At 50.2% G+C, this 22,583-nt stretch carries 15 protein-coding genes; 7 read left to right on the top strand and 8 right to left on the bottom strand.

Annotation, left to right across the window (positions count from 1 at the left end; all coding sequences use genetic code 11):
• From VFS25_RS13015 to VFS25_RS13000, 4 genes are all read left to right on the top strand, one after another.
• A partial coding sequence (locus VFS25_RS13015) for an all-trans-retinol 13,14-reductase (RefSeq protein ID WP_326462584.1) occupies positions 1-1,281 on the top strand: 1,281 nt, incomplete at its 5' end.
• A 33-nt stretch (positions 1,282-1,314) separates the two neighbouring features.
• Positions 1,315-2,979 carry a C45 family peptidase gene (locus VFS25_RS13010; protein WP_326462583.1) on the top strand — a complete coding sequence of 555 codons (1,665 nt, stop codon included), beginning with the start codon at positions 1,315-1,317 and terminating at the stop codon, positions 2,977-2,979.
• A complete protein-coding gene (locus VFS25_RS13005; RefSeq protein WP_326462582.1) occupies positions 2,976-3,356 on the top strand; it encodes a holo-ACP synthase in 381 nt (126 codons plus the stop codon). Before VFS25_RS13010 ends, VFS25_RS13005 begins: the two co-directional genes overlap by 4 nt.
• A gap of 1 nt (position 3,357) precedes the next feature.
• The gene (locus tag VFS25_RS13000; protein ID WP_326462581.1) at positions 3,358-4,653 is read left to right on the top strand and encodes a phenylacetate--CoA ligase family protein; all 1,296 of its coding nucleotides are present in this window, start codon (positions 3,358-3,360) and stop codon (positions 4,651-4,653) included.
• Here VFS25_RS13000 and VFS25_RS12995 read toward each other — a convergent pair.
• On the bottom strand, positions 4,650-5,096 hold the full coding sequence (locus VFS25_RS12995; protein WP_326462580.1) for a DUF6702 family protein: 447 nt from the start codon (positions 5,094-5,096) through the stop codon (positions 4,650-4,652). The two genes, VFS25_RS13000 and VFS25_RS12995, sit on opposite strands and share 4 nt — an antisense overlap.
• A gap of 110 nt (positions 5,097-5,206) precedes the next feature.
• Here VFS25_RS12995 and VFS25_RS12990 point away from each other — a divergent pair, with 110 nt between their 5' ends.
• From VFS25_RS12990 to VFS25_RS12980, 3 genes are all read left to right on the top strand, one after another.
• Positions 5,207-5,800 carry a HupE/UreJ family protein gene (locus tag VFS25_RS12990; protein ID WP_326462579.1) on the top strand — a complete coding sequence of 198 codons (594 nt, stop codon included), beginning with the start codon at positions 5,207-5,209 and terminating at the stop codon, positions 5,798-5,800.
• A 207-nt stretch (positions 5,801-6,007) separates the two neighbouring features.
• Entirely contained in the window at positions 6,008-8,290 is a 2,283-nt protein-coding gene (locus tag VFS25_RS12985; protein WP_326462585.1) for a M1 family metallopeptidase, read from the top strand.
• A gap of 97 nt (positions 8,291-8,387) precedes the next feature.
• Positions 8,388-9,215 carry an alpha/beta hydrolase family protein gene (locus VFS25_RS12980; RefSeq protein WP_326462578.1) on the top strand — a complete coding sequence of 276 codons (828 nt, stop codon included), beginning with the start codon at positions 8,388-8,390 and terminating at the stop codon, positions 9,213-9,215.
• Between the two features lie 180 nt (positions 9,216-9,395).
• Here VFS25_RS12980 and VFS25_RS12975 read toward each other — a convergent pair whose 3' ends face one another.
• The 7 genes from VFS25_RS12975 to VFS25_RS12945 all read right to left on the bottom strand — a co-directional run.
• The gene (locus tag VFS25_RS12975; RefSeq protein WP_326462577.1) at positions 9,396-11,012 is read right to left on the bottom strand and encodes a RagB/SusD family nutrient uptake outer membrane protein; all 1,617 of its coding nucleotides are present in this window, start codon (positions 11,010-11,012) and stop codon (positions 9,396-9,398) included.
• Between the two features lie 25 nt (positions 11,013-11,037).
• Positions 11,038-14,142, bottom strand: coding sequence for a SusC/RagA family TonB-linked outer membrane protein (locus VFS25_RS12970; RefSeq protein ID WP_326462576.1), 3,105 nt, complete (start codon positions 14,140-14,142; stop codon positions 11,038-11,040).
• 329 nt (positions 14,143-14,471) lie between these two features.
• Positions 14,472-16,061, bottom strand: a complete 1,590-nt coding sequence (locus VFS25_RS12965; RefSeq protein ID WP_326462575.1) for a RagB/SusD family nutrient uptake outer membrane protein — start codon at positions 16,059-16,061, stop codon at positions 14,472-14,474.
• A gap of 415 nt (positions 16,062-16,476) precedes the next feature.
• Entirely contained in the window at positions 16,477-19,932 is a 3,456-nt protein-coding gene (locus tag VFS25_RS12960; RefSeq protein ID WP_326462574.1) for a SusC/RagA family TonB-linked outer membrane protein, read from the bottom strand.
• A gap of 28 nt (positions 19,933-19,960) precedes the next feature.
• Positions 19,961-20,971 carry a FecR family protein gene (locus VFS25_RS12955; protein WP_326462573.1) on the bottom strand — a complete coding sequence of 337 codons (1,011 nt, stop codon included), beginning with the start codon at positions 20,969-20,971 and terminating at the stop codon, positions 19,961-19,963.
• Between the two features lie 64 nt (positions 20,972-21,035).
• Positions 21,036-21,548, bottom strand: a complete 513-nt coding sequence (locus VFS25_RS12950) for an RNA polymerase sigma-70 factor (RefSeq protein ID WP_326462572.1) — start codon at positions 21,546-21,548, stop codon at positions 21,036-21,038.
• Between the two features lie 159 nt (positions 21,549-21,707).
• On the bottom strand, positions 21,708-22,583 hold an 876-nt coding region (locus tag VFS25_RS12945), incomplete at its 5' end, for an AraC family transcriptional regulator (RefSeq protein ID WP_326462571.1).

Below are 22,583 nucleotides of genomic sequence, written 5' to 3'. Positions count from 1 at the left end.
ATTATGGATAAGCTGAAGCTGCAGCGGATGGATGTAGACGGGTTTGACCATATTGCCTTCAACGGCGATGCGAATACCTACCGCATGGCCCAGGGCTATGATAATTTTATACAACAACTGCTGAAAAATTTTCCCGGCGAAAAAAAGGCCCTGGAGGATTACTGCCATACCTTAAAGGATATTTGCCGCCGCTTTCCCCTGTATAACCTGCGTACCGGCAGCTTTGCTGAAAAGCAGGAGGTAATGAATACAGATGCCAGCTCTTTTTTTAAGCAGCTTACCCCCAATGAGCGCTTGCAAAATGTGCTGGCCGGCAATAATATGTTATATGCTGGCATGCGGGATAAAACGCCTTTTTATGTACATGCGCTGGTGGTGAACAGCTACATTGAAGATTCCTGGAAATGCGTGGATGGCGGCTCGCAGATAGGCAAATGGCTGGGCCGCGCTATCCTGGAGAACGGCGGTAAAATTTACCGCGATACGCCGGTGCAGCAGATCATCGGGGAAGGCAATAAGGTAGATCACATCCGGCTGGAAAACGGGCAGCAGGTAAAGGCTGCGCATTACATTTCCAACCTGCATCCGTCGCAAACCATGGCTATAACGGAAAGTGAGCTGATACGCATGGCTTACCGCTCCCGTATCAGCACCCTGGGAAATGTTATAGCGCCTTTTGTGCTCAATATTGTGCTAAAGCCCAACAGCTTCCCTTACCTGAATTATAACTATTATTACCACCACACGCCCGATGCCTGGGCAGGTGTTGACTATACCGCCGGTAACTGGCCGCTTACCTATAGCCTGTTTGCCGCAGCCAGCTCGCGCCACATGCCTTATACAGATAATCTTTCCGTATTAACGTATATGCGTTATGATGAGGTGGCGCCGTGGCAGCACACCTTCAATACCACCTCCCGCGAGCAGCACCGGGGTGATGATTACGAAGCGTTTAAGCGGCAAAAGTCGGAGCAGCTGCTGGATGTGATCGAGTGCCGGTTCCCCGGCCTGCGCAACAGCATTGCTAACTATTATGCAGCCACGCCGCTGTCGTTCCGCGACTACCTGGGCACAACAGACGGCAGCCTTTATGGTGTGCAGAAAGATTATAAAGATGCGTTAAAAACCATCATCAACCCGCGCACGAAGCTGTCCAATTTGTATCTTACCGGCCAGAATTTAAACCTGCACGGCATACTGGGCGTTACCATCAGCGCGGTAATGACGTGCGGTGAAATACTGGGGCTGGAATGGCTGATAGACCAGATTAATGAAGTATAACCTGATTTTGATTAATAACTTACAATTTTTGCTTTGAAAAAGGGTTGGAGAAAACTGGGACGGATATTATTGTACATAGCAGGCACTTTCCTGTTATTGCTGCTTATCCTGGTAATATACGTTGTAAGCGTATCGCATATTGATCCGCCGGAAATAGCGGATAAAAGCGCGCTGCAGCTGCAGCGTAAGCAAATAGATACGGCCTGCTATACCATTGGCAACAACTGGTTCCGTAAAAGCAACAGCGGCTTATACGAAATGTATATTGAAGGTAAGCCCTTTGAGCGCGGCGTTATTTACGGAAAGCTGTCTGCAGAGCTGGTAAAGCGGCAGGAAGACGCTTTTGTGGCGCAGATAAAAAAAATGATCCCCTCCCAGTCGTACCTGCATTTCCTTAAATATTTTGTAGGCTGGTTTAACCGCAACCTGGCCGATAATGTACCGGAGGAGAATAAAGAAGAGATTTATGGCATTTCATTTTCCGCGTCAGACAATTACGGTTTTATCGGCACCAAGTATGAACGGCTGATGAACTATCATGCTGCGCATGACATTGGCCACGCCCTGCAGAATATGATGCTGGTAGGCTGCACCTCATTTGCCACCTGGAACGGCCGCTCTGCCGACAGTAGCCTGATCATAGGCCGCAACTTTGATTTTTATGTGGGCGATCAATTTGCGGAAGACAAAATCATTGCCTTTTACCATCCCGACAAAGGCTATCCTTTTATGATTGTTACCTGGGGCGGCTTTACCGGCGCAGCCTCCGGCATGAATGCACAGGGATTAACCGTTACCATTAATGCCGATAAGAGTGAGATACCCACCGGCTCGGCCACGCCCGTATCGCTGGTAGCCAGGGAAATACTGCAATACGCCGGCAACATACAGCAGGCATGGGCCATTGCAAAACGGCATAAAATGTTTGTATCAGAGTCTTTTCTCATAGGCTCTGCGGCCGATAACCGCGCTGCCATTATCGAAAAAACGCCGCATGGCATGGATATGTATGATCCGCACCGCAATTTTATTACCTGCACCAATCATTTCCAGGGCGATACGCTGGGCAGGCTGGCCTCTAACCAGCAGCAGATAAAGGAAAGCGCCAGCGAGTACCGTTATGAGCGGCTGTCGGAGCTGCTGCAGCAGGCAGGACCTAACACCGTGCAAAAAACCGTGAATATCCTGCGCGACCGCTATGGCCTGCATGGTAAAGATATTGGCATGGGCAATGAAAAAGCGGTGAACCAGTTCATAGCGCACCACGCCGTTGTGTTTGAGCCGCAAAAGCGCCTGGTATGGGTATCTACCGCACCCTGGCAGCTGGGCCGGTTTGTGGCATATGATCTTAACAAGATATTTGCTATGCACGGGCTGCAATACAATCATGAAGTTTATGACAGCGCGCTTACCATACCGGCCGATCCTTTCCTGCAAACAGGCGAATATCAGCATTTCCTTACTTACCGCCGCCTGAAGGCGGATATGATGGATGGTAAGGAGGTTGACCTGCAGCAGCTGATTGCATCTAACCCGGAGTTTTACCACACCTATGTGCTGGCCGGTGATTATGCATTTAAGCGCAAACATTACCAGGAAGCCAGGAAATACTACCAAACAGCTTTAACCAAAGTAATAGCTACCAAGGGGGAGGAAATGCATATCCGTAAACAGCTGGAAAAATGTGACCACCCATGATATATGGCATAGGTACAGATATTGTTGAGGTAAACCGTATAGCGGAAAAGGTAAGCAGGAGCAAAGGCTTTGCAGACCTGGTGTTTACCCCGCATGAAATCGCTTACTGCGCGCAGCAGGCAGTGCCGGCCCAAAGCTATGCCGCCCGCTTTGCCGCCAAGGAAGCGCTGTTAAAGGCATTAGGCACCGGGTGGGGCAACAACGGCGGCGTGCATTTTAACCAGATTGAAGTGCGTAATAATACACTGGGAAAGCCCGAGCTGTTTTTAACAGGCGATGCAGCGGCCCGTTATACAGACCTGCATATTCAAAAAATACACCTGTCACTGTCACATACCAAAACCACGGCAATAGCCATGGTAATAATTGAAGTGTAATATGTACATACCAGACATAGAATTGCAATCTGCTGCCACTATCCGGCAGTTCCAGGAAAAAGAGGTGCTGCACCTGATCGGTTACCTGCGGCAGTTCTCGCCTTTTTACCAGGAGTGGTTTGCAAAGCACGGCATTGAGCAGGGCACAGTGACCGGCCTGAACAACCTGGCGAAGATACCACCCGTTACCAAAGAAGACCTGCAGCAGCGCAACTGGGATTTTTTGTGTGTAGACCGCAGTAAGATAGCCGAATACACTACCACCTCCGGCACCCTGGGCCGGCCCGTGATTATCCCGCTTACCGCCAATGACCTGAACCGTTTAAGCTATAACGAATACATTTCTTTTTGCTGCGCCGATGGGGCAGATGATGATATTTACCAGCTGATGCTTACGCTGGACCGGCAGTTCATGGCCGGCATGGCTTACTACACCGGCATCCGCAGGCTGGGCGCCGGCGTGCTGCGCGTAGGGCCGGGCGTGCCTTCGCTGCAATGGGAAAATATACAGCGTATACAACCTACTACGATTGTAGCAGTACCTTCGTTTATACTTAAGCTTATTGCCTTTGCCAAAGAGCATAACATTGATATTAATGCATCCTCTGTAAAAAAAGCCGTGTGCATTGGAGAGAACATCCGCCAGGTTGATTTTTCGCTGAACGTGCTGGGCAAAAAAATCACGGAGCAATGGAACATACAGCTGTATTCCACTTACGCCTCTACGGAAATGCAAACAGCTTTTACAGAGTGTAAGGCCGGCCGCGGCGGGCACCACCACCCCGAGCTGCTGTACATTGAGCTGCTGGATGATAATAACCAGCCGGTGGGCCCGGGTATGGAAGGCGAAGTAACCATTACCACGCTGGGCGTGGAAGGCATGCCCCTGCTGCGTTACAAAACCGGCGACATCTGCCGCTATGATGCCGCCCCCTGCAGCTGCGGGCGTAATACCATCCGCCTGTCGCCAGTAATTGGCCGTAAAAAGCAGATGATCAAATACAAGGGCACCACCCTGTACCCCCCGGCCCTGTTTGACCTGCTGAATGAAATGGAAGAAGTAAAGGAATTTGTGGTGGAGGTATTCTCCAATGAAATAGGTACAGATGAAATACTGCTGCACTTATGGCCGGTAGCGGAAACAGAAGATATTGACCGCAAAATACGCGCATACCTGCAGGCCAAGCTGCGAGTAATACCGCAGGTACATTACTGTACCCAATCCGCTATCCTGAAAATGCAGTTCCCCGAAGGCGGCCGCAAGGCGGTGAAGTTTGTAGATAACAGGCAGGGTTAAAACACAAAATCCGCCACCCGCTCAGGGTTATCCAGCTTGGTGCTTTTCCGCACATCATGCACCACCACATGCATCATATTAATCTGCTCCTGGTGGGCTTCATACAATATATCATTTATAATGTGCACCTTCTTTACAGCGGCTACGCCTTTCACTTCCAGGAAACACCAGGCCGCATCTTCCTCAACCTGGTAGCCCAGGTAATGCAGCGTTACAGGCTTGCCATCTATTGAAATATGTAAATGCTTGCCCAGGTAGTCGGCAATCAGACCATCCACGGCTTTCCGGTCGGCGGGGTGCAAAATGTCTACCCGCGTTTTATATTCTTTTTTAAGGGTGTTTTCCAGGTCATCATAAAAAATACGGCTGCTTACCTGCAGCTCCTGTTGGGCGGCATTATGTCTTATTTCCGTTACGCTCACATAAAAAGGGTGCAGCAGCACAGCACATGCAGATACCAACCATTTACATAATATTAAGCCCACTTGACTAAAAAATTTTAATTTTAAACAGAGAGTTTATATAATTACCAAAATTAGACAAAATATAGGCAATGAGCGAGTTCGCCTTGTATTTCGAGTTAGGCTGGCAGCATATTATAGCATGGGACGGATTGGACCATATTTTGTTTATTATTGCATTATGTGCGGTGTACCTGTTAAAGGAATGGCGAAAGGTGCTGGTGCTGGTAACCGCATTTACCATCGGCCACTCTATTACCCTGGCGCTGAGCGTGTTGAATGTGGTGCACATTTCCACCGCCCTGATAGAGTTCCTTATACCGGTAACCATTTTTATTACGGCTTTATTTAACATCATACGCCCGCAGCAGGAGCAGGCATCCGAAACAGTGCAGCTCAACTACCTGTTTGCCTTGTTCTTCGGGCTTATACATGGCATGGGCTTTTCCAACCGGTTAAAAAGCCTGCTGGGAGTAGGGGAGAATGTGGTAAAGCCCTTGCTGGGCTTTAACCTGGGGCTGGAGGTTGGGCAAATACTGATAGTAATATCTGTGCTGCTTATGGCCGGTATTATTGTGAACGTTACCCGTGCGGACCGCAGAAGCTGGACAATGTTCCTGTCTTCTGCCATCTTCGGCGTTGCCTTTGTAATGGCCATTGAACGTTTTAAAGCATTATTTGTGTGAGCATAAAAGCGCACCAAAACAGTAAGCCAAAATCTAAACCGCTATGTAATCCGGCTATATGCCCGTACTTACGGGCATTGCCAGGTTCACCGGCCATTAACATAATACACGAGCATGCGGCACACACCGCGAAAAAATGAAATAATACGGATGAAAATGAAGTACTTATGGCTGCCGCTATTATGTTGCAGCAGTGCTCATCTTTTGATGGCACAAGACGCTAATCCTAACGGATCTAACCATGGCGCCCGCTTTGAGCAGCTGGGGTCTATGATCCGGGATCCTAACATGTACCGCTCTGCATCCGGCGTACCGGGGCCTAAATACTGGCAGCAGCGCGCAGACTATGACATTTCCGCTACACTGGACGATGCCAAACAAAAGCTCACCGGCGCGGAAACTATCACCTATTTCAACAACTCACCGGACCCGCTCACCTACCTGTGGCTGCAGCTGGATGAAAATGAGCACAATTCCAAAAGCGATAACCAGCATTTTGACGGCAGTCATATGTCCGATAAAATGTCGATGCGGCAGGTGAACAGCATACTGGGAAGCAACAAAGACCTGGGCGTAAAGATTGTGAAGATCACAGATGCCGCAGGCAATGCCCTGCCATACACCATTAACCAAACCATGATGCGGGTAGACCTGCCCAGGACCCTGATGCCGGGCGAGCAGGTGAAGCTGAAGATCGACTGGTGGTATAACATCTCCGACCGCATGACGGAAGGCGGCCGCGGAGGGTATGAATATTTTAAGGAAGATGGCAATTACCTGTACACCATGGCCCAGTGGTACCCCCGCATGGCCGTGTACTCCGATTTCCAGGGCTGGCAGAATAAGCAGTTCACCGGTCGTGGCGAGTTTGCCCTTACTTTCGGCAACTTTCATGTAAAAATGACCGTGCCTGCCGATCATATTGTAGGCGCTACCGGCGAATGCCAGAACTATAAAGATGTGCTGAGCAGCGCGCAATACCAGCGCTGGCAGCAGGCGCAAAGCGCTAAAGCGCCCATGGAGGTAGTAACGCTGGATGAAGCGAAGAAAGGTATGCAAAGCAAGGCAACCGCCACCAAAACATGGGTATTTGAGGCGCACAATGTACGCGACTTTGCATGGGTAAGCTCCCGCCGCCTGGTGTGGGACGCTATGGCTGCCAATATCGAAGGTAAAAAGGTAATGGCCATGTCTTATTACGGCCCCGAAGCCTACCCGTTATACCGCCGCTATTCTACCAAAGTAGTAGCGCATACGTTAAAGAGCTATTCTGCACATACCATCCCTTATCCTTACCCGGTGGCCATTTCCGTAGAAGCGGCTAACGGTATGGAATATCCCATGATCTGCTTTAACTATGGCCGTGCTGAAAAGGACGGTACCTATTCAGAAGCCACCAAGAACGGTATGATAGGCGTTATCACGCATGAGGTAGGGCACAACTTTTTCCCTATGATCGTGAACTCCGATGAGCGCCAGTGGACCTGGATGGATGAAGGGTTGAACACGTTTTGCCAGTTTATGGCCGAGCAGGAGTGGGATAACAACTTCCCCTCCAACCGCGGGCCAGCCTACAAGATCGTGGATTATATGAAGATGCCCAAAGACCAGCTGGAGCCTATTATGACCAACTCCGAAAACATTGTGCAGTTTGGTCCTAATGCCTACGCAAAGCCTGCCACTGCGCTGAACATCCTGCGTGAAACGGTAATGGGCCGCGAGCTGTTTGACTATGCGTTTAAGGAATATGCACGTCGCTGGGCATTCAAGCATCCTACGCCGGAAGATTTTTTCCGCACCATGGAAGATGCCAGCGCCGTAGACCTGGACTGGTTCTGGAGAGGATGGTTCTTTGGTATTGAGCCGGTGGATATTGCTATTGACAGCGTGAAATGGTACCGTCTTAACTCCCGGGAGCCGGCGGCAGTTGCTGCAGATGAAAAGGCCGGCTATGATCATAAAGCCGATCATATTTCCCGCGCCCGCAACCGCGCAGCAGGCGTGAAGTTTGCCGTAGAGCAGGACACCAGCCTGCAGGATTTTTACAGCAAATGGGACCGCTTTGCGGTAACAGATGAAGATAAAACCAAATACAACGAGTTTGTAAGCAGCCTGTCGCCCGAAGAAAAACGCCTGTACGACAGTAAGAAGAACTTTTATGAAGTAACCTTCTCCAACGTAGGCGGCCTGGTATCGCCCCTCATTATTGAGTGGACGTTTGCCGATGGCAGCAAGGAAACAGACCGCATCTCTGCCTACATCTGGCGTAAGAACGAATACCATGTAACCAAGGTATTTGCAAAAGATAAAGAAGTAGTGTCCATTAAGCTGGATCCCTTGCGTGAAACAGCGGATATTGACGAAGCCAATAACAGCTGGCCCCGCGTTTCAACGCCTTCCAAATTTGAGCTGTTCCGCCAGCAAGAACGGCCCAGGGGCGCATCAGCAGGCGTTAATCCCATGCAAAAGGCAAGGGGCGCACAGGAATAATTCATTAATTTTTTATACCTTAAACCAGCCATCCCGGTAACTTCCGGGGTGGCTTTTTTTTAACAAGCCCGTTATGAACATTAAAATTGAAATAAGGATGAAGAGAATTTTTCTATGCTGCGTAAGCCTGTTACTGTTGGCAGCCGTTACGCAGGCCGCTACAGTAGATACTTTAACAATTATGAGCACAGCCATGCACAAAGGTTACCGGTGCGTGGTAATAACGCCCGTTGCGTATGACAAACAAAAGAAGGAACACTTCCCGGTAGTGTACCTGCTGCACGGCTATGGCGGCAATTATGCAAACTGGATTACAAAAGTGCCGGCCATAAAAGAGCTGGCAGATGCGTATAAGTGTATGATCGTTTGCCCGGATGGCAACATCGGCAGCTGGTACATTGACAGCCCTGTTGATAGCAGCTGGAAATTTGAAACCTATGTAGGAACAGAGATACCGGCGTACATTGATGCGCACTACCGCACCTTGGCCGACAGGAAGCACCGTGCCATTGCCGGCCTGAGTATGGGCGGCCACGGCGCATTATGGCTGGCTTTCCGCCACCAGGACATCTTTGGCGCTGCAGGCAGCATGAGCGGCGGAGTTGATATACGGCCTTTCCCCACGAAATGGGACCTGGCCAGGCGTTTAGGCTCCTTGCAGGACCACCTGGATAACTGGAACAACTATACGGTGATTAACCAAACCACCCGCCTGCGGAACGACTCCCTGGCTATAACTATTGAATGCGGTACAAGCGACTTTTTTATTAATGTAAACCGTAACCTGCACCAGCAGCTGCTGCAGCAGGGCATAAAGCATGACTATGCCGAAAGGCCCGGCGTGCATAACTGGGATTACTGGTCTAACGCTGTATTGTACCAGCTGCTGTTTTTCCACCGCTTTTTTGAAGGTGAGCTGAAATAATTCGTAATTGATCAATCCGTAATTAAAAAGGGCCGGCTCATTGCCGGCCCTTTTTGCTGCTTTTGTAGCGATTTAGAGATTGATGGATAAATGGTGCGGAATTTTTTAAAAATGCTGCCGGCGGGAACACCAGCTGCTTTTTTCAAACGTGTGAAATGTAGATAGAGAGTAAAAGTTTTTTTATGGTTTATCCCACCACAGGCGGGTGCCGCCATTATCAGGCCCGCCCAGCAGCCCCACTGCTTTCTCCACTTCGGCCTGGTTGGCCACATACTCTGCCTGCGGGAAATTGATACGCCTGATTTGCACAGTGGTGCTGATGGTGCCGTTGCTGAGGTTATTCACTACCGGGAACAGTTTCGGGTAACCGGTACGGCGGAATTCAGACCATGCTTCCTGGCCTTCAGGGAAAACGGCAATCCACTTTTGCGTAATAATGCGTTCGAGCTTGGTTTCAAAAGGCGCCGCCTCATCCCATTTAATAGTGATGGCAGAAGGCGCCGGCGCATTGTTGGCCGCATTCTTCGGATCTACATAAGCAACCGGCTTGCTGGCGGCATCATTAATATATTCGCTGGCCTGGTCTGCCACGCCCCACTGTGAAAGGGAAGTGGTAATACCTTTCTCATATAGCTCCTGTGCGCTTCCGCCGGCATTGGCCCAGCCGCGCAGCGCCGCCTCTGCCCGCAGGAAATATATTTCCGCGGCAGTCATCAGCTGCAGGGGCGAATTGTCCTTAAAGGTTTTGGTGGTTTGGTAAGCCAGGGTGGAGAAACCGCTGTAACCTGGTTTGGCGGTAACGCTGCTGCCTATACGTATACCTTTATACTGCCCGGGAAAGTCGGAAGCAGGATCAAAGTATTTGCCAATGCGGGGATCATGAAAGCCGCCCAGGTACGACTCCATAGAGGCGTTCATGCTAATATCGCTCCAGCCATTTTTATTGGTAATAGTGTACAGCGGATGGCGTATACCAAAGCCGCTTACCATCACATTATCGTTATTGGTTTCCAGCAGGCCGCCGTTATCTGCCAGCGCTTTTTCACCTTCAGCCTTTGCAGTAGCTGCATCTGCTTTAACAATACGCATGGCCAGGCGCAGGCGCAGGGAGTTGGCGAATTTTATCCACTCTTTGTAGTCGCCGCCATAAACCATATCAAACTTGGCAAAAGGCGTAGCGCCGGGTTTGGCGGCCATATATGCTTTCAGGTTGGTAACAGCAGTGTCCAGCTCCAGGAAAAAACGTTTGTAAATGCTTTCCTGGCTGTCGTATGCAGCTGTGGTGCCGCCCAGCCCATACTGGCTGTAGGGGATAGGACCGTAAATATCTGTTACACGATGCATGGCCTCCACCTTCAGGATCAGCGCTACGGCCCAGAAGTCGGGGGCTACGGTTTGCGCGCCCCTTCTCTTTACTTCCAGTATGGGCGCCATTACACGGTTATAGGCCAGGCTGAACGGGGTACCGTTCCAGTCATTCACCAGCGCATAGGTAAGGTTGCTGATGTTGCCGCGGAAAGGATTGGCCGACATCATGTAACCAGAATATACATCTGCAATCAGGTTCTGCTGCAGCTGGTATTCCCAAACCGTGTTGTTATAGTTATAGTAAATGGATGATTGTATTTGTGGATAGAAACCGCCGATAAAGTTAAAATCCGGTTTCAGCTGGTCTTCTGTAAGGCCGGTGGGATCGGTGTTGTATTCGTCAAAATTTTTGGTGCAAGCCCCGGCTCCCAGCAATGCCGTTAGCGCAACAATGGCCAGTGCTTTATATTTATTACTGATCTTTTTCATCTTCCTTGATTTTTTGGTGATTTACTTAAAACGTCACATTCAGGTTCAAACCAAAGCTGCGGGTAGCAGGTAAGCTGAACACGTCCACACCTGAAAGACCGTTGCCGGTTGACATGGTTACTTCCGGATCATAAGGCGCCTTCTTGTGGAAGTAAACCAGGTTGCGGCCTATCAGCGACAGCTTCAGGTTTTTCACAAAGCTGTTTTTCAGCATTGACGCCGGTAACGAGTAACCGATAGATGCTTCACGCAGCCTTACCACTGTAGCGCTGTACACATATTGCTCGCTTACGCCTGCACGGCCGCCGATAGTAGTGTACCAGGTTTTTGCATCAATGGTGCTGATGGGCGCTTTGGTATCGGCATTTATGCCGTTAATGGCTACACCGCCTGCATCGCGGGCAGCGCCGGTAACTTCAGATACGCCGTACTGGTCCAGCATGGCCTGTGTCATGGATAATACCTGGCCGCCGAACTTACCGTCTACCAAAAAGCTTACGTTAAAATCCTTAATGTTAAAGCTGTTGTTCCAGCCGGCCTGCCATTTGGGATTAGGGTTGCCGATGTATTGCTGGTCTGCGGCTACCATGGGCAAACCATCAGAGCCGATCATGATGCGGCCCTGCTCGTCGCGCTGTAAAACGCGGCCGTAAATATCACCATAAGAACCCCCTACCTTAATCAGGGAAGTATAGGCATTGGAGCCCGGATCCGTTAAAATAAACTGGTCAATGCTGGGCGCCAGCTCTAATACCTTGTTCTTGTTCATGGAATAGTTGATAGTAGTGTTCCATTTAAAGAACTTGCTGTTTATAAGGTTGTAGCCTAACAATATTTCCACACCGGTGTTCCGGATATTGCCTGCGTTCACATAACGGAAGCTGTAACCGGTGCCAGGCGGTACTGCTATCTGGAAGTACTGGTTGGTGGTGTTGGTTTTATAGTAGGTGAAATCAAAGTTCAGCGCATCGTGCAGGAAACGCCATTCCGTGCCTATTTCCAGCGATTTGGTTTTTTCCGGCTTCAGGTCGGTAAAAGGCTGAATGGTGTTAAAGTCAAACGTACCGCCCGATACGCCCAGCTTATTCACCGGGTGCGTTACATAAATGGGTACGGAGTTACCTACTACAGAGTAGGAGCCTCTCAGCTTGGCATAGGTAACAGCCTCCGGCATATGCAGCATATCGTGCAGTATGAAAGACAAGCCTGCGGATGGATAGAAGTAAGAGCCGTTAGGTGTGAAGCTCAGGTTAGATGACCAGTCGTTACGGCCGGTGAGGTCCAGGAATACCAGGTCTTTAAAGGAAATGCTGGCATTGCCGAACACGGCCTGCAGCTGCTGATGGCGGCTGGGCTCTGTGTTTATCTGGCTGCCGGGCGTCATGTTCTGCAAGGTGAAAAAGTTGGCTACATACAGGCTGCCGTTATAGGAGTCTGCACGCAGGCCCTTTGTTTTGGTGTCTGTAATGCTGGAGCCTACCAGGGCGGTGAGCTTAACATCACCAAATGATTTGTTCAGGTTCAGGATCACATCGCCGTAGAACTGGGTAGTGGTAAGGTTGTTGGTAATGTAACGGCCGTTGGGGCCAGACAGTACGCCGTTGGTGCCAGCATAAATGTAGGCGTCGTAGGTATCGTTGGTACGGTCCATATTACCGCGCGCCTGCAGGTTCAGCCAGTCGGTGAACTGGTACCGGGCCGATGCGCTGAAAAGGGTGCGGTTACGTTCTGTAACGCTGCCGTTCCTGTTCACTATCCAGTAAGGGTTTTGCTGTACGTCCTCATTAAAGGGCCAGTTTTGTAAATAGATCTGCCTTACATCGTCAAACTTCGTATAGTCGTTTTTGTAAGGTGTAAGGTCCATGCCGCGGGGAAACAGGTAGAGGCCTGTTAACGGGTTAAAGTATAAACCGGTTACCGGGGTATTGTTGGTTTTTTGTATGATCACGTTGGCGCTTCCATCCAGCGTAAGCTTGTTGTTCAGGAAGCTGCCGGTTTCGCGCAGGGTAATGTTATGCCTTGTAAGGTCGTTGCCGGGCATTACGCCGTTGGAGCGGGTGTTGGCATATGAAAAATAAGTTTGCATTTTTTCGCTGCCGCCGGAAAGGCCTATAGAATTGATCCAGGTATTGCCGGTACGGAAAAAGTCTTTCAGGTTATCGTTACCGCCGTTAATAGCAGGGCCCCAGCTTTGGGTGGCTGCATCGGGGTCCTGGCCATAGGAGTTCTGGAACTTGGGTTTAATGGCCACGCGGTCTATGGTAAAGCCGCTGGAGAAATCTACTTTGGTAGCGCCGGCTTTCCCTCTTTTGGTGGTAATAAGTATTACACCGTTGGCGGCCTGGCTGCCGTACAGGGCAGATGCAGAGGCGCCTTTCAGCACGGAAATGCTTTCAATGTCATCCGGGTTCAGGTTGGATATACCGTCGCCGCCGTCGCGGCCTGGCGCGTAGCTGATTGTACCATCGCCGCCCCAGGTACTGTTGGGCTGCTGCACGCTGTAGTTGGTCATAGGTATACCGTCAATTACATACAGGGGCTGGTTGCTGCCCTGCGCGGATTTATTACCACGCAGTATCACTTTCACGGAGCCGCCTGCGCCGCCGCTGCTGCGGCTTATGTTCACGCCTGCTACCTTACCGTTCAAAGAGTTCATAAGGTTAGGGTCTTTGGCGGTGGTTAACTCTTCTGCATTAATACGCTGCGTTGAATACGTAAGTGATTTAGGCGTTCTTTTTACACCCAGGGCCGTTACTACTAATTCATTCAACCCTTTTACATTGCCCTGCAGGGTAATGCTCAATGTTGTGCTGTTGCCAACAGGCACTTCGGTGTTAACGAAACCAATGGAGCTGAACACCAGCACATCGCCGGGGTTGGCGCTGATCTTAAATACGCCGCTGGCATTTGTTTGTGTGCCCCTGTTGCTGCCTTTTACCTGTACGGTTACGCCGGGCAGTGGTACGCCCTGGGCATCGCGCACGGTGCCTGTTATGTCCTGCTCAACCGGGGTATGAGCAAATGTGGGAGTGGCTGCAATGGCATGCATGCGCGCATCTGCGGCCAGTGCCAGGCAGAGTATGATGCTTGCCGGCCTGCATGTCCATGAAAGACGGAATTTTCTGTTCATATGCTAGTTTGGTTGAAATGTCATGGTTTACTCCAGGCAATAGGATCCCCCTTCAGCTGTTGCGCTGTGTTTTTTAAATAGTCATCAATGTTGCTTACATTAAGTTTTACACGTTAAAGTTGGTGCACGATTTTGGAACCTTTAAAGGATGCAGATAAGAGGTCGTGCAGAAATGACCGGAGTACTATCGCACTTGATAAATTTTTTAAAATAAATTAACGCGTTTGTTTTAATGCTTTGGAGTATGCTTCCAGGCAGCGTTTGCGGGCGGTGTTACGTTCAACAATGTTTATCCCGTTGGAGCATACAGGATGCTTAAAGGCCGGTAATTATTCTTTATCCCACCACAGCCGGGTACCGCCATTGTCAGGCCCGCCGAGCGCCTGCACGGCCCTGGCTACGCCCTGGGGATTGGTAGCATATTCCAGCTGCGGAAATGCAATGCGGCGTATAAACTGGTTGGTAGGAATTTTGCCGCCGCTGTAATTCACTACTACCGGAAACAGCTTGGGGTAGCCGGTACGGCGAAACTCAGCCCAGGCTTCCTCTCCTTCAGGAAACATGGCAATCCACTTTTGGGTAATAATGCGTTCCAGCTTTTTTGCAATGGTAGCGTTATTGTCCCATTGTATGGTAACAGTGCTCAGCCAGGGACTGCCGGCGGGTATATTATTGGCGGCATTGTGCGGGTCAATATAAGGTTTAGGTGTATAGGTGTGGTTGCCGATATATTCGGAACATTCGTCTTCCAGCTGGTACTGTGCAAAGGAGGCGCGGATGCCCTGCTCGTAGTTACTGCCGGCGTTGCCGGCGCCCTCCCATCCGTACAGCGCCGCTTCCGCCTTCAGGAACCAGGCTTCCGCTGCTGTCATCAGCTGTATGCGGGAGGGCAGGGGAGCCAGTTTGGAAAAGCCGTTATAGGTATCGCGGCTGCTGATGTTAATGCCATTACGGATGCCATTGTACGAAGAGTCGCGCATGTCGGAATACACAAAATAAGATGGTAGCCGCGGGTCATGATAGCCCGTCATGATAGATTCCATAGGCGCTCCCATACGAATGTCGTTCCACTTGTAGCAGATCACGTACAGCGGATGCGTAACCGGGCTGATGTTAATGCTGAAATTATCTGCCGGTACGGTTAACAGGCCCAGGGGATGTCGCAGCGCGGCTTCCCCTTCTATGCGGGCTTTTTCGGGGTCTGCTTTGGAAAGGCGGATGGCCAGCCGCAGCCGCAGGCTGTTGGCAAACTTTACCCATTTAGTATAGTCGCCACCGTAAGCCAGGTCAAAAGCGGCAAAGTTCTTTTGCGGGCGCGTGGTGTAGGCGGTTAAGGTATCAATGGCAGCTGCAAGGTCTTTAAAAAAAGCATAGTAGGCTTCTTTTTGCGTATCGTAATCCACGCTGCGGTCTGCATTAATAATGCCGTATTTGGTATAAATAATAGGCCCGTACACATCGCTTACGCGGTGCATGGCAGCCACCCGCAGCAGCTGCGCCCAGGCATAAAAGTCGGAGTACCGGCCTTTGGATTTTTCCTGTACAAACCTGCAGTTGGGCATTACATTGCCATAGGCAACGGTCCATATATGGTTGTTCCAGTTATCTAAAAGGTCGTAGGTAGTGTTGTTGCGGTTTGATTCAAAGGGGGTGGGCGTCATCATGTAACCCGAGTACACGTCGCCTACCAGGTTTTGCTGCACCTGTGCGGTGGCGGGGTCATTGCTGACAATAATATTCAGCATGGTTTGTATCAGGGGTTCGCCCAGCAGCTTCAGGTCGGGCGTAAGCTCATCTTCATTAAAGTCGTAGGGGTTTTTATTAATATCCTCAAAGTTTTTGGTGCAGGCAGTCAGCAGCAACCCGCCAAGGCAGGCGGCAGCTATCACACGTTTGAGCTTATTGTTTACGCACCCCATTTCGTAAATAGTAATCAGCTTGTTTTATCGCTATGTATGCTTTTCTGCAGCTTCCGCTTCAACTTCCTTCCTCAACTTTCTTTTTTCTCCATCTGCTCCTTCTCTCACTTCCTTTTTCTCTCTCTTTCTTCCTTTCACACACTCCGTCTTCTTTTATCTCTCATTCTTCACTACTATAATCACTTTTTTCTCACTTTATAACGCCCTCTTTCACACACTCCGTCTTCTTTTATCCCTCATTCTTCACTACTATGCTCGCTTTTTTCTCACTTTCTAACGCCCTCTTTCACACACTCCGTCTTCTTTCATCCCTCATTCTTCACTACTATTGCTCGCTTTTTCCGCACTTTCACACACGCTTATCTTCTTTCCCTTCATTATTAATTATTCATTCTTCATTATTAATTATTCCACTTTAGAACCCCACCCTCAAACTCACCCCCATGCTGCGCACTGCGGGCTGCCCGTACACATCTATGCCCTGCAGGCCATTGCCTGAGCTCATAGATACTTCCGGGTCAAAAGGTGCATGCAGGGTAAAAAAGCAAAGGTTCCTGCCGGTAAGGCCTGCCTGCACCTGCCGGATCCATTTTGAGCGGATGGGCAGCTGCCATGTTAGCGCCACTTCCCGCAGGCGTATATTGGTAGCATCGTACATATACAGGTCGCCTATGCCGGCGCGCCCGCCAATGGTGGTGTAATATTTTTGCGCATCATATTTGCCGGAAAAGGGTGTGCCGTCCTCATTCACGGCATTCAGCGCAACACCGCCGTTATCCCGCGCCTGCGCGCTGGCTTCGCTTACGCCGTATTCGTCCATAATAGCCTGGGTAATGCTCATTACCTTGCCGCCGAACTTCCCGTCTACCAGGAAACTGAGGGTAAGGCCTTTATATTCCAGTGTATTGTTCCAGCCCACTATAAAACGCGGATTGGGATTGCCAATGTTCTTCAGCACATCTTTATTGGTTTTCAGGTGCCCGTCGCCGTCAATAACATACTGGCCTTTCTCATTCCGGTATAATTCCTTATTGCTGTAAATATCGCCCCAGGAGCCACCCTCCTTGATAAAGGAGCCGTACATATTGGTAAGAAAATCGGTGAGTATAAAATAGTTGTCGGGTCCTGCGCCGGGTATGCTGCTGTTGCTCAGCTTAACTACCCGGTTACGGTTAAGGCTGTAGGTTACACCGGTTTGCCAGCTGAACTGTTTGCTGCGTATAGGCGCAGCTGTTAGCGTAGCTTCCAATCCCCTGTTCTGTATATTGCCCAGGTTCAGGTAATAGAACAGGTAGCCGCTGCCGCTGGGTGCGGGCACTTCCATGTATTGCTGGTAGTTGTTGTTCTTGTACCAGGTTACATCCAGGTTCACACGGTTGTCCAGCAGGCGTATGGTGGCGCCTGCTTCCAGTGAGCGGTTGTCTTCGGGCTTCAGGTACACGCCGGGGTAAGGTGAGCGCGTGTTAAAGGCAATGCGGGTAACGCCGGCCACGGTTTGCAGGGTAAAGCGTGCAGGGTGCGATACATAGGGGGCAATATCGTTACCTACACGGGCATACGACAGGCGCAGCTTGGCCAGGTTAACCACTGCAGGCAGCTTTACCATGTCGTTCAACAGCGCAGTAATGCCGGCGGAGTAATAAAAATATCCTTTGCCGCTGATAGGCGTATAGGCAAAAGTGCTGGACCAGTCGTTACGCCCTGTAAGGTCCAGGAACAGGTAGTCGTGATAACCCAGCTGGGCGCTGGCAAATACGGCCTGCAGCTGCCGCTTTTCTATGTATTGCTGTGCATCCAGTGCATTGCTGGAAATATCTGCAACAGAAAAATGATTGGCTATGCCCAGGCCGGGGTTGGCATTAGGGTTGGTGCTAATGAGCGTGCGGTCATGCGCCTTTACATCCATAATGCTGGAGCCCAGGGTAGCGGCTACCTGCAGCTGATTGCTCCATTTTTTCAGGGCAGTAACCAGCAGGTCGCCATAAAGCTGTGTATTGGTTTCTTTTTCCAGGGTGTAGCGTCCGTTAGGCGGCGATAATACGGTTTGTGTGCCGGCATAGGCTTTTAGCTCATACTGGTCAAATGAGCGGTCAAAGCTGCCACGCGCCTGTACCGTGAGCCAGCTGTTCACCGCATACTTTAGTGATAAAAAGCCCAGGCCGCGCATACGGTCCTCTTCCCGCAGGCTCCTGTACAGCAGCCAGTAAGGGTTTTGCTGGTCATCCTGCCCGGTCCAGTCCTTATCATTACGGATGTTCCACCAGTTTTGCAAAGGCAGGTTGCGCGATGCGTCAAAGTACTCGTAGTGCTTGTAAGCGTTAAAATCCAGGCCGCGCGGAAAATTATATAAGCCGGTAAGGGGGTTAAAATACAATCCGCTGGCCGGCCGGTTCAGTGCGTTTTGCAGCAGCAGCGTCACATTACCGTCTATCAGCAGCTTATTATCCAGCAGGTGCAGGGAGCCGCGGTAGTTAAAGGTATGCCGGTCCAGCTTTGAGTTGGGCAGTATATCCTTATTGTGCGTGTTGGAATAAGAGAAATAGGAGGGAGCCTTATCCAGCCCGCCGCTGAAAGAAACAGCGTTGGTAACGGTTACACCGGTGTTAAAGAATGGTTTTACATGATCCGGTGCTGTAACCGGCGTGCCCCAGCTGTCGGCAGAGCCGGGCTGCGGCTGGCCCTTATCGTCAATATAAGGCCGTATGGTTTGCCCGTAGCGGTACTGCAGCTTTGGCAGCAGCATCGGTGTTTCTATGGTAAGGTCGGATGATACGGTAATATGTCCTTTGCCCGGCCGGCCTTTTTTTGTGGTGATCACAATTACGCCATTGGCGGCCTGGCTGCCGTACAACGCTGCGGCGGATGCGCCTTTCAATATATTAATGCTTTCAATATCATCGGGGTTCAGGTTGGAAATACCATCCCCGCCGTCACGGCCGGTGTTGCCCACAATGCTCGACGATTCGCCCCAGATGTTGGAAGGCTGCGAAGGTGTATAGTTGGCCATGGGCACACCGTCTATAATATACAGCGGCTGGTTTTCCCGGGTTGATTTATTGCCTCTTATAATCACCCGTGCAGAGCCGCCAATGCCGGAGGCGCTGCGGAAAACATTTACGCCGGCTATTCTGCCGGAAAGACTGTTGATCACATTGGCGTCTTTTACCCGGGTAAGATCGTCGTTGTTCAGCTGCTGGGTGGCATAGGTGAGCTCCCGGGTTCTTTTGAAAATGCCCAGCGCAGCTACTTCAAACTCGTTCAGCCCTTTAATGCTTTCCTGCAGGGTAACATTCATTTCATCGCTGTTGCCGATGATCACTTCTTTCTGCAGGTGGCCAATGGAGCGGAACACCAAAACATCGGCAGGGGAGGCGCTGAGTACAAAGCCGCCATCGGCCCCGGCCTGGGCGCCTTTGGTGCTGTTCTTTACCAGTATGGTGGCGCCGGGCAGCGGCGCTCCCTGGCTATCGTATACCCGTCCCCGTATTTCCCTTTCCGGCAGCTGTCCTTTCATCAGGCTTACACTGTTCGGCGGAGCTGCATCGCGGTTAGGGCCAACAATGATCTTATCTTCCCGGAGCACAAATTTAAGCCCGGTTTGCCCGGCCAGCATTTGCAGTACTTCTTCCACAGGCGTTTTATTGCAGTGCAGGCTCACTTTTTGTTTAAGGCTGGCGTGGAGGTCGGTTTTATCGTAATGGAAGTTAAGCCCTGTTTGCGCGGAGATCTGCGCCATTACGGCTTCCAGCGGTTTGTGCCGCACATCTATGCTCACCAGTATAGGAACACCCATGCAAGCTGCCGGCAGCCATGTTAATAACAGGCCGGCAGTCATACTCACCAGGCAGCAGTATGATCTAAACGTGGTCATGGGCTAATACAAAGGTTAATGGAGGCCCCTAGTTCTTCAGCACTATCGTATCATTGCTGATCGTATAGGAAAGGGACTTGGCCAGGCATATGGTTTCTACTACATCCTGCAGGCTTTCTTCCTTGAAAAAGCCGGTATATTTCCACTCCGTTTTATTGCTATGGTTGATGACGGTAACGCCATAGCGGTTCTCTATCTCTGTAATAACTTCGTTGTAAGAGGCGTCTTTGAATACCAGGTAACCTTGTTTCCAGCCGGTGATCTCTTCCGGTTTTTCAAAGGATGATTTTACCAGCTGCAGGGATTTCATATCGTAATGCACCTGTTCATTGGGCATTAATATTACGGCATTATCTGCCGGTTTGCCATCCTGCATACGGTCTATTTTTACCTTACCGCTCAGCAGCGCCACGGTGATCCTGTTCTCATGCGCATAGTCGCGGATGTTAAAGGAAGTGCCCAGGGCAGTGGTTTGCAGGTTGCCGGTATGAACGGTAAAGCGGCTTTTATCATTGGGAGCTACTGTAAAAAAGGCTTCTCCTTCTTCCAGGTACACATCGCGCCGGTCGGCAGCAAATTGTACGGGGTAGCGGATATGGCTGCCGGCGTTCACTACAATGGTGCTGCCGTCTGCCAGCACCACCCGTTCCGTAGCCCCTTTGGCGGTGCGCAGTTCCATAAACCCGTTTTTTACCGTGCGGCTGCTTTTGCCAGGCTGGTTTTGGGTCAGGGCAGCGCCGTCGGGCACTGTTGTGGGGGCGCTTTTCAGGTAGGTGAACAGCCAGGTGCCGGCCAGCAGCAATAGGCAGGCGGCAGCTGCCATATAATACAGCGTACGCAGGCGCCGCCGGGGGGCCTGTATATTTTCATGGATGCTTTGCTTTACCGCCTCCAGCTCTAAATCCAGGTCATCGTCGGCCACAGGGGTGGAGTGCCGGTTAACGCCATCAAACCATTTTTCAATGATTGCTGATTCTTCGGCCGTGCATTGTCCCTGCGTGTAGCGCTCCAGTATCTGTTTAATATGTTCTGTGTCCACCTTTTCGGATTTATGATTTACCAGTAGTCGTACAACTGGTGGTTAAGTACTATTGTCCCTGTTTTTACGACCGCAGGTCCTGGTGCGATCGCAGTATTTTTAGCGCCTTGGTGATCTGGTTCTTTACCGTTTGCTGCGATAGTCCCAGCCGTTGCGCTATTTGTTCAATGGATTGGTGTTCCAGCCTGCTAAGCATAAATATTTCCTTCATGCGTTCGGGCAGGTGGTTAATGGCTTCCAGTATTTCCTGGTTTTTGGCTTTGTAATCAACAGCTTCTGTAATGGTTTCCGGCTGCGCGTCAAAATGTTCTATGAGCTGTTGCAGGTATTTCCGGTAAGAGGTGTTTTTGCGGTAAATGTCTATCACCTTATGCCGGGCGCTCTGGTAAAGGTAAGATTTCAGCGACTCGCTGATATGCAGCTGTTTACGTTTTTCCCACAGTGATACAAAAAGGTCCTGCAGCACATCTTTGCTGATTTCTCCTGTTTCCAGCTTGCTGAGGATATACAGGTACAATGGCTTGCTGTAACGCTCGTAAATGGCGTTAAAGGCCCCAACATTATCGGCCCGGAGCAAGTTAAGTAGCTGTTGGTCAGAATAGTTGCTGTACATCAGGATTACAGGTACAAGATGTTGGTTGATAATAGTGAACAGCGTGTCTTCTACCTACCGTTGGGCTTGAAAATAGGATAATGTTTTGAATTGAGGAAATAAATCTGTAGCGTGGCGCGCGCCTTACGCCTCCTTCAGGCGCAGCTCATGTTTGTACTCTTTGGGCGTTTTGCCCACTATCTCCTTGAAAAAGCGGTTAAAGTTAGAGAGGTTTTTGAACCCGCAGGAGTAAGCTATTTCCGCAATGGACCAGTCCTCCTCTGTAAGCCGCTTGCAGGCATGGCCAATACGTACTTCATTGAGGAACTGTACAAATGATTTTTTGGTGCGGTTTTTAAAGAACCGGCAGAACGACTGGGGCGAAAGGTTGGTGATGCCTGCCACATCCTGCAGGGATATTTCTTTGGAAAAATTGTTCATTACGTATTTGAACACCTCATCAATCTTGTGGTTGTCTTTAACATTAAAGGCGTGGGAATAGCCGGTGCTGGCCAGGAAATAGTAGTCTTTTGTTTCAGACAGTACTTTCAGGATGTTCAGCAGGGAAATAATACGGTCCAGCCCTTCTTTTTTAGGCAGGGCCATGATGTCTGTTTTCAGCGCCTCATGGGTGGCGCCTGTTATTTTCATGCCCCTTTGCGCACGGTGAAACAGCTCTGTAAGCGCCTTGGTTTCCGGCAGCCCGTAAAATTTATCACCGAAAATGTCTTTGGGGAAATAGATCACGATGGAGCGGGCCTTGAGCGATTCCATGCCCTGGTAATAATCCTCATCGTTATACCATACATGCGGGATGTTAGGCCCCAGGAAAACCATGTCGCCTACATCAAAGCTTTCAATGCTGTCGCCTACAATTCTTTTTCCATGGCTTTCTGTTACATAAACCAGCTCGCACTCCGGGTGGAAATGGAAAGGTGTGTTAAAATATGGATCACAGCGTTCTATTATAGTGATCTGGTTATCTGCAAAAGCCCCAACTTTAATAAGGATGGGTTTCAT

This window comes from Chitinophaga sp., from assembly GCF_035761305.1.
In the GTDB taxonomy this organism is placed as follows: domain Bacteria; phylum Bacteroidota; class Bacteroidia; order Chitinophagales; family Chitinophagaceae; genus Chitinophaga.
Note: the sequence above shows the minus strand (reverse complement) of the source record. Positions and strands in the feature narration are given on the sequence as shown.

Excerpts from the sequence above, each read along its gene's own strand:
- VFS25_RS13005 (WP_326462582.1), top strand. The coding sequence starts at position 2,976 with ATGATATATGGCATAGGTACAGATATTGTTGAGGTAAACCGTATAGCG.
- VFS25_RS13000 (WP_326462581.1), top strand. The coding sequence starts at position 3,358 with ATGTACATACCAGACATAGAATTGCAATCTGCTGCCACTATCCGGCAG.
- VFS25_RS12990 (WP_326462579.1), top strand. The coding sequence starts at position 5,207 with ATGAGCGAGTTCGCCTTGTATTTCGAGTTAGGCTGGCAGCATATTATA.
- VFS25_RS12985 (WP_326462585.1), top strand. The coding sequence starts at position 6,008 with ATGGCACAAGACGCTAATCCTAACGGATCTAACCATGGCGCCCGCTTT.
- VFS25_RS12980 (WP_326462578.1), top strand. The coding sequence starts at position 8,388 with ATGAAGAGAATTTTTCTATGCTGCGTAAGCCTGTTACTGTTGGCAGCC.
- VFS25_RS12975 (WP_326462577.1), bottom strand. The coding sequence starts at position 11,012 with ATGAAAAAGATCAGTAATAAATATAAAGCACTGGCCATTGTTGCGCTA.
- VFS25_RS12970 (WP_326462576.1), bottom strand. The coding sequence starts at position 14,142 with ATGAACAGAAAATTCCGTCTTTCATGGACATGCAGGCCGGCAAGCATC.
- VFS25_RS12965 (WP_326462575.1), bottom strand. The coding sequence starts at position 16,061 with ATGGGGTGCGTAAACAATAAGCTCAAACGTGTGATAGCTGCCGCCTGC.
- VFS25_RS12960 (WP_326462574.1), bottom strand. The coding sequence starts at position 19,932 with ATGACCACGTTTAGATCATACTGCTGCCTGGTGAGTATGACTGCCGGC.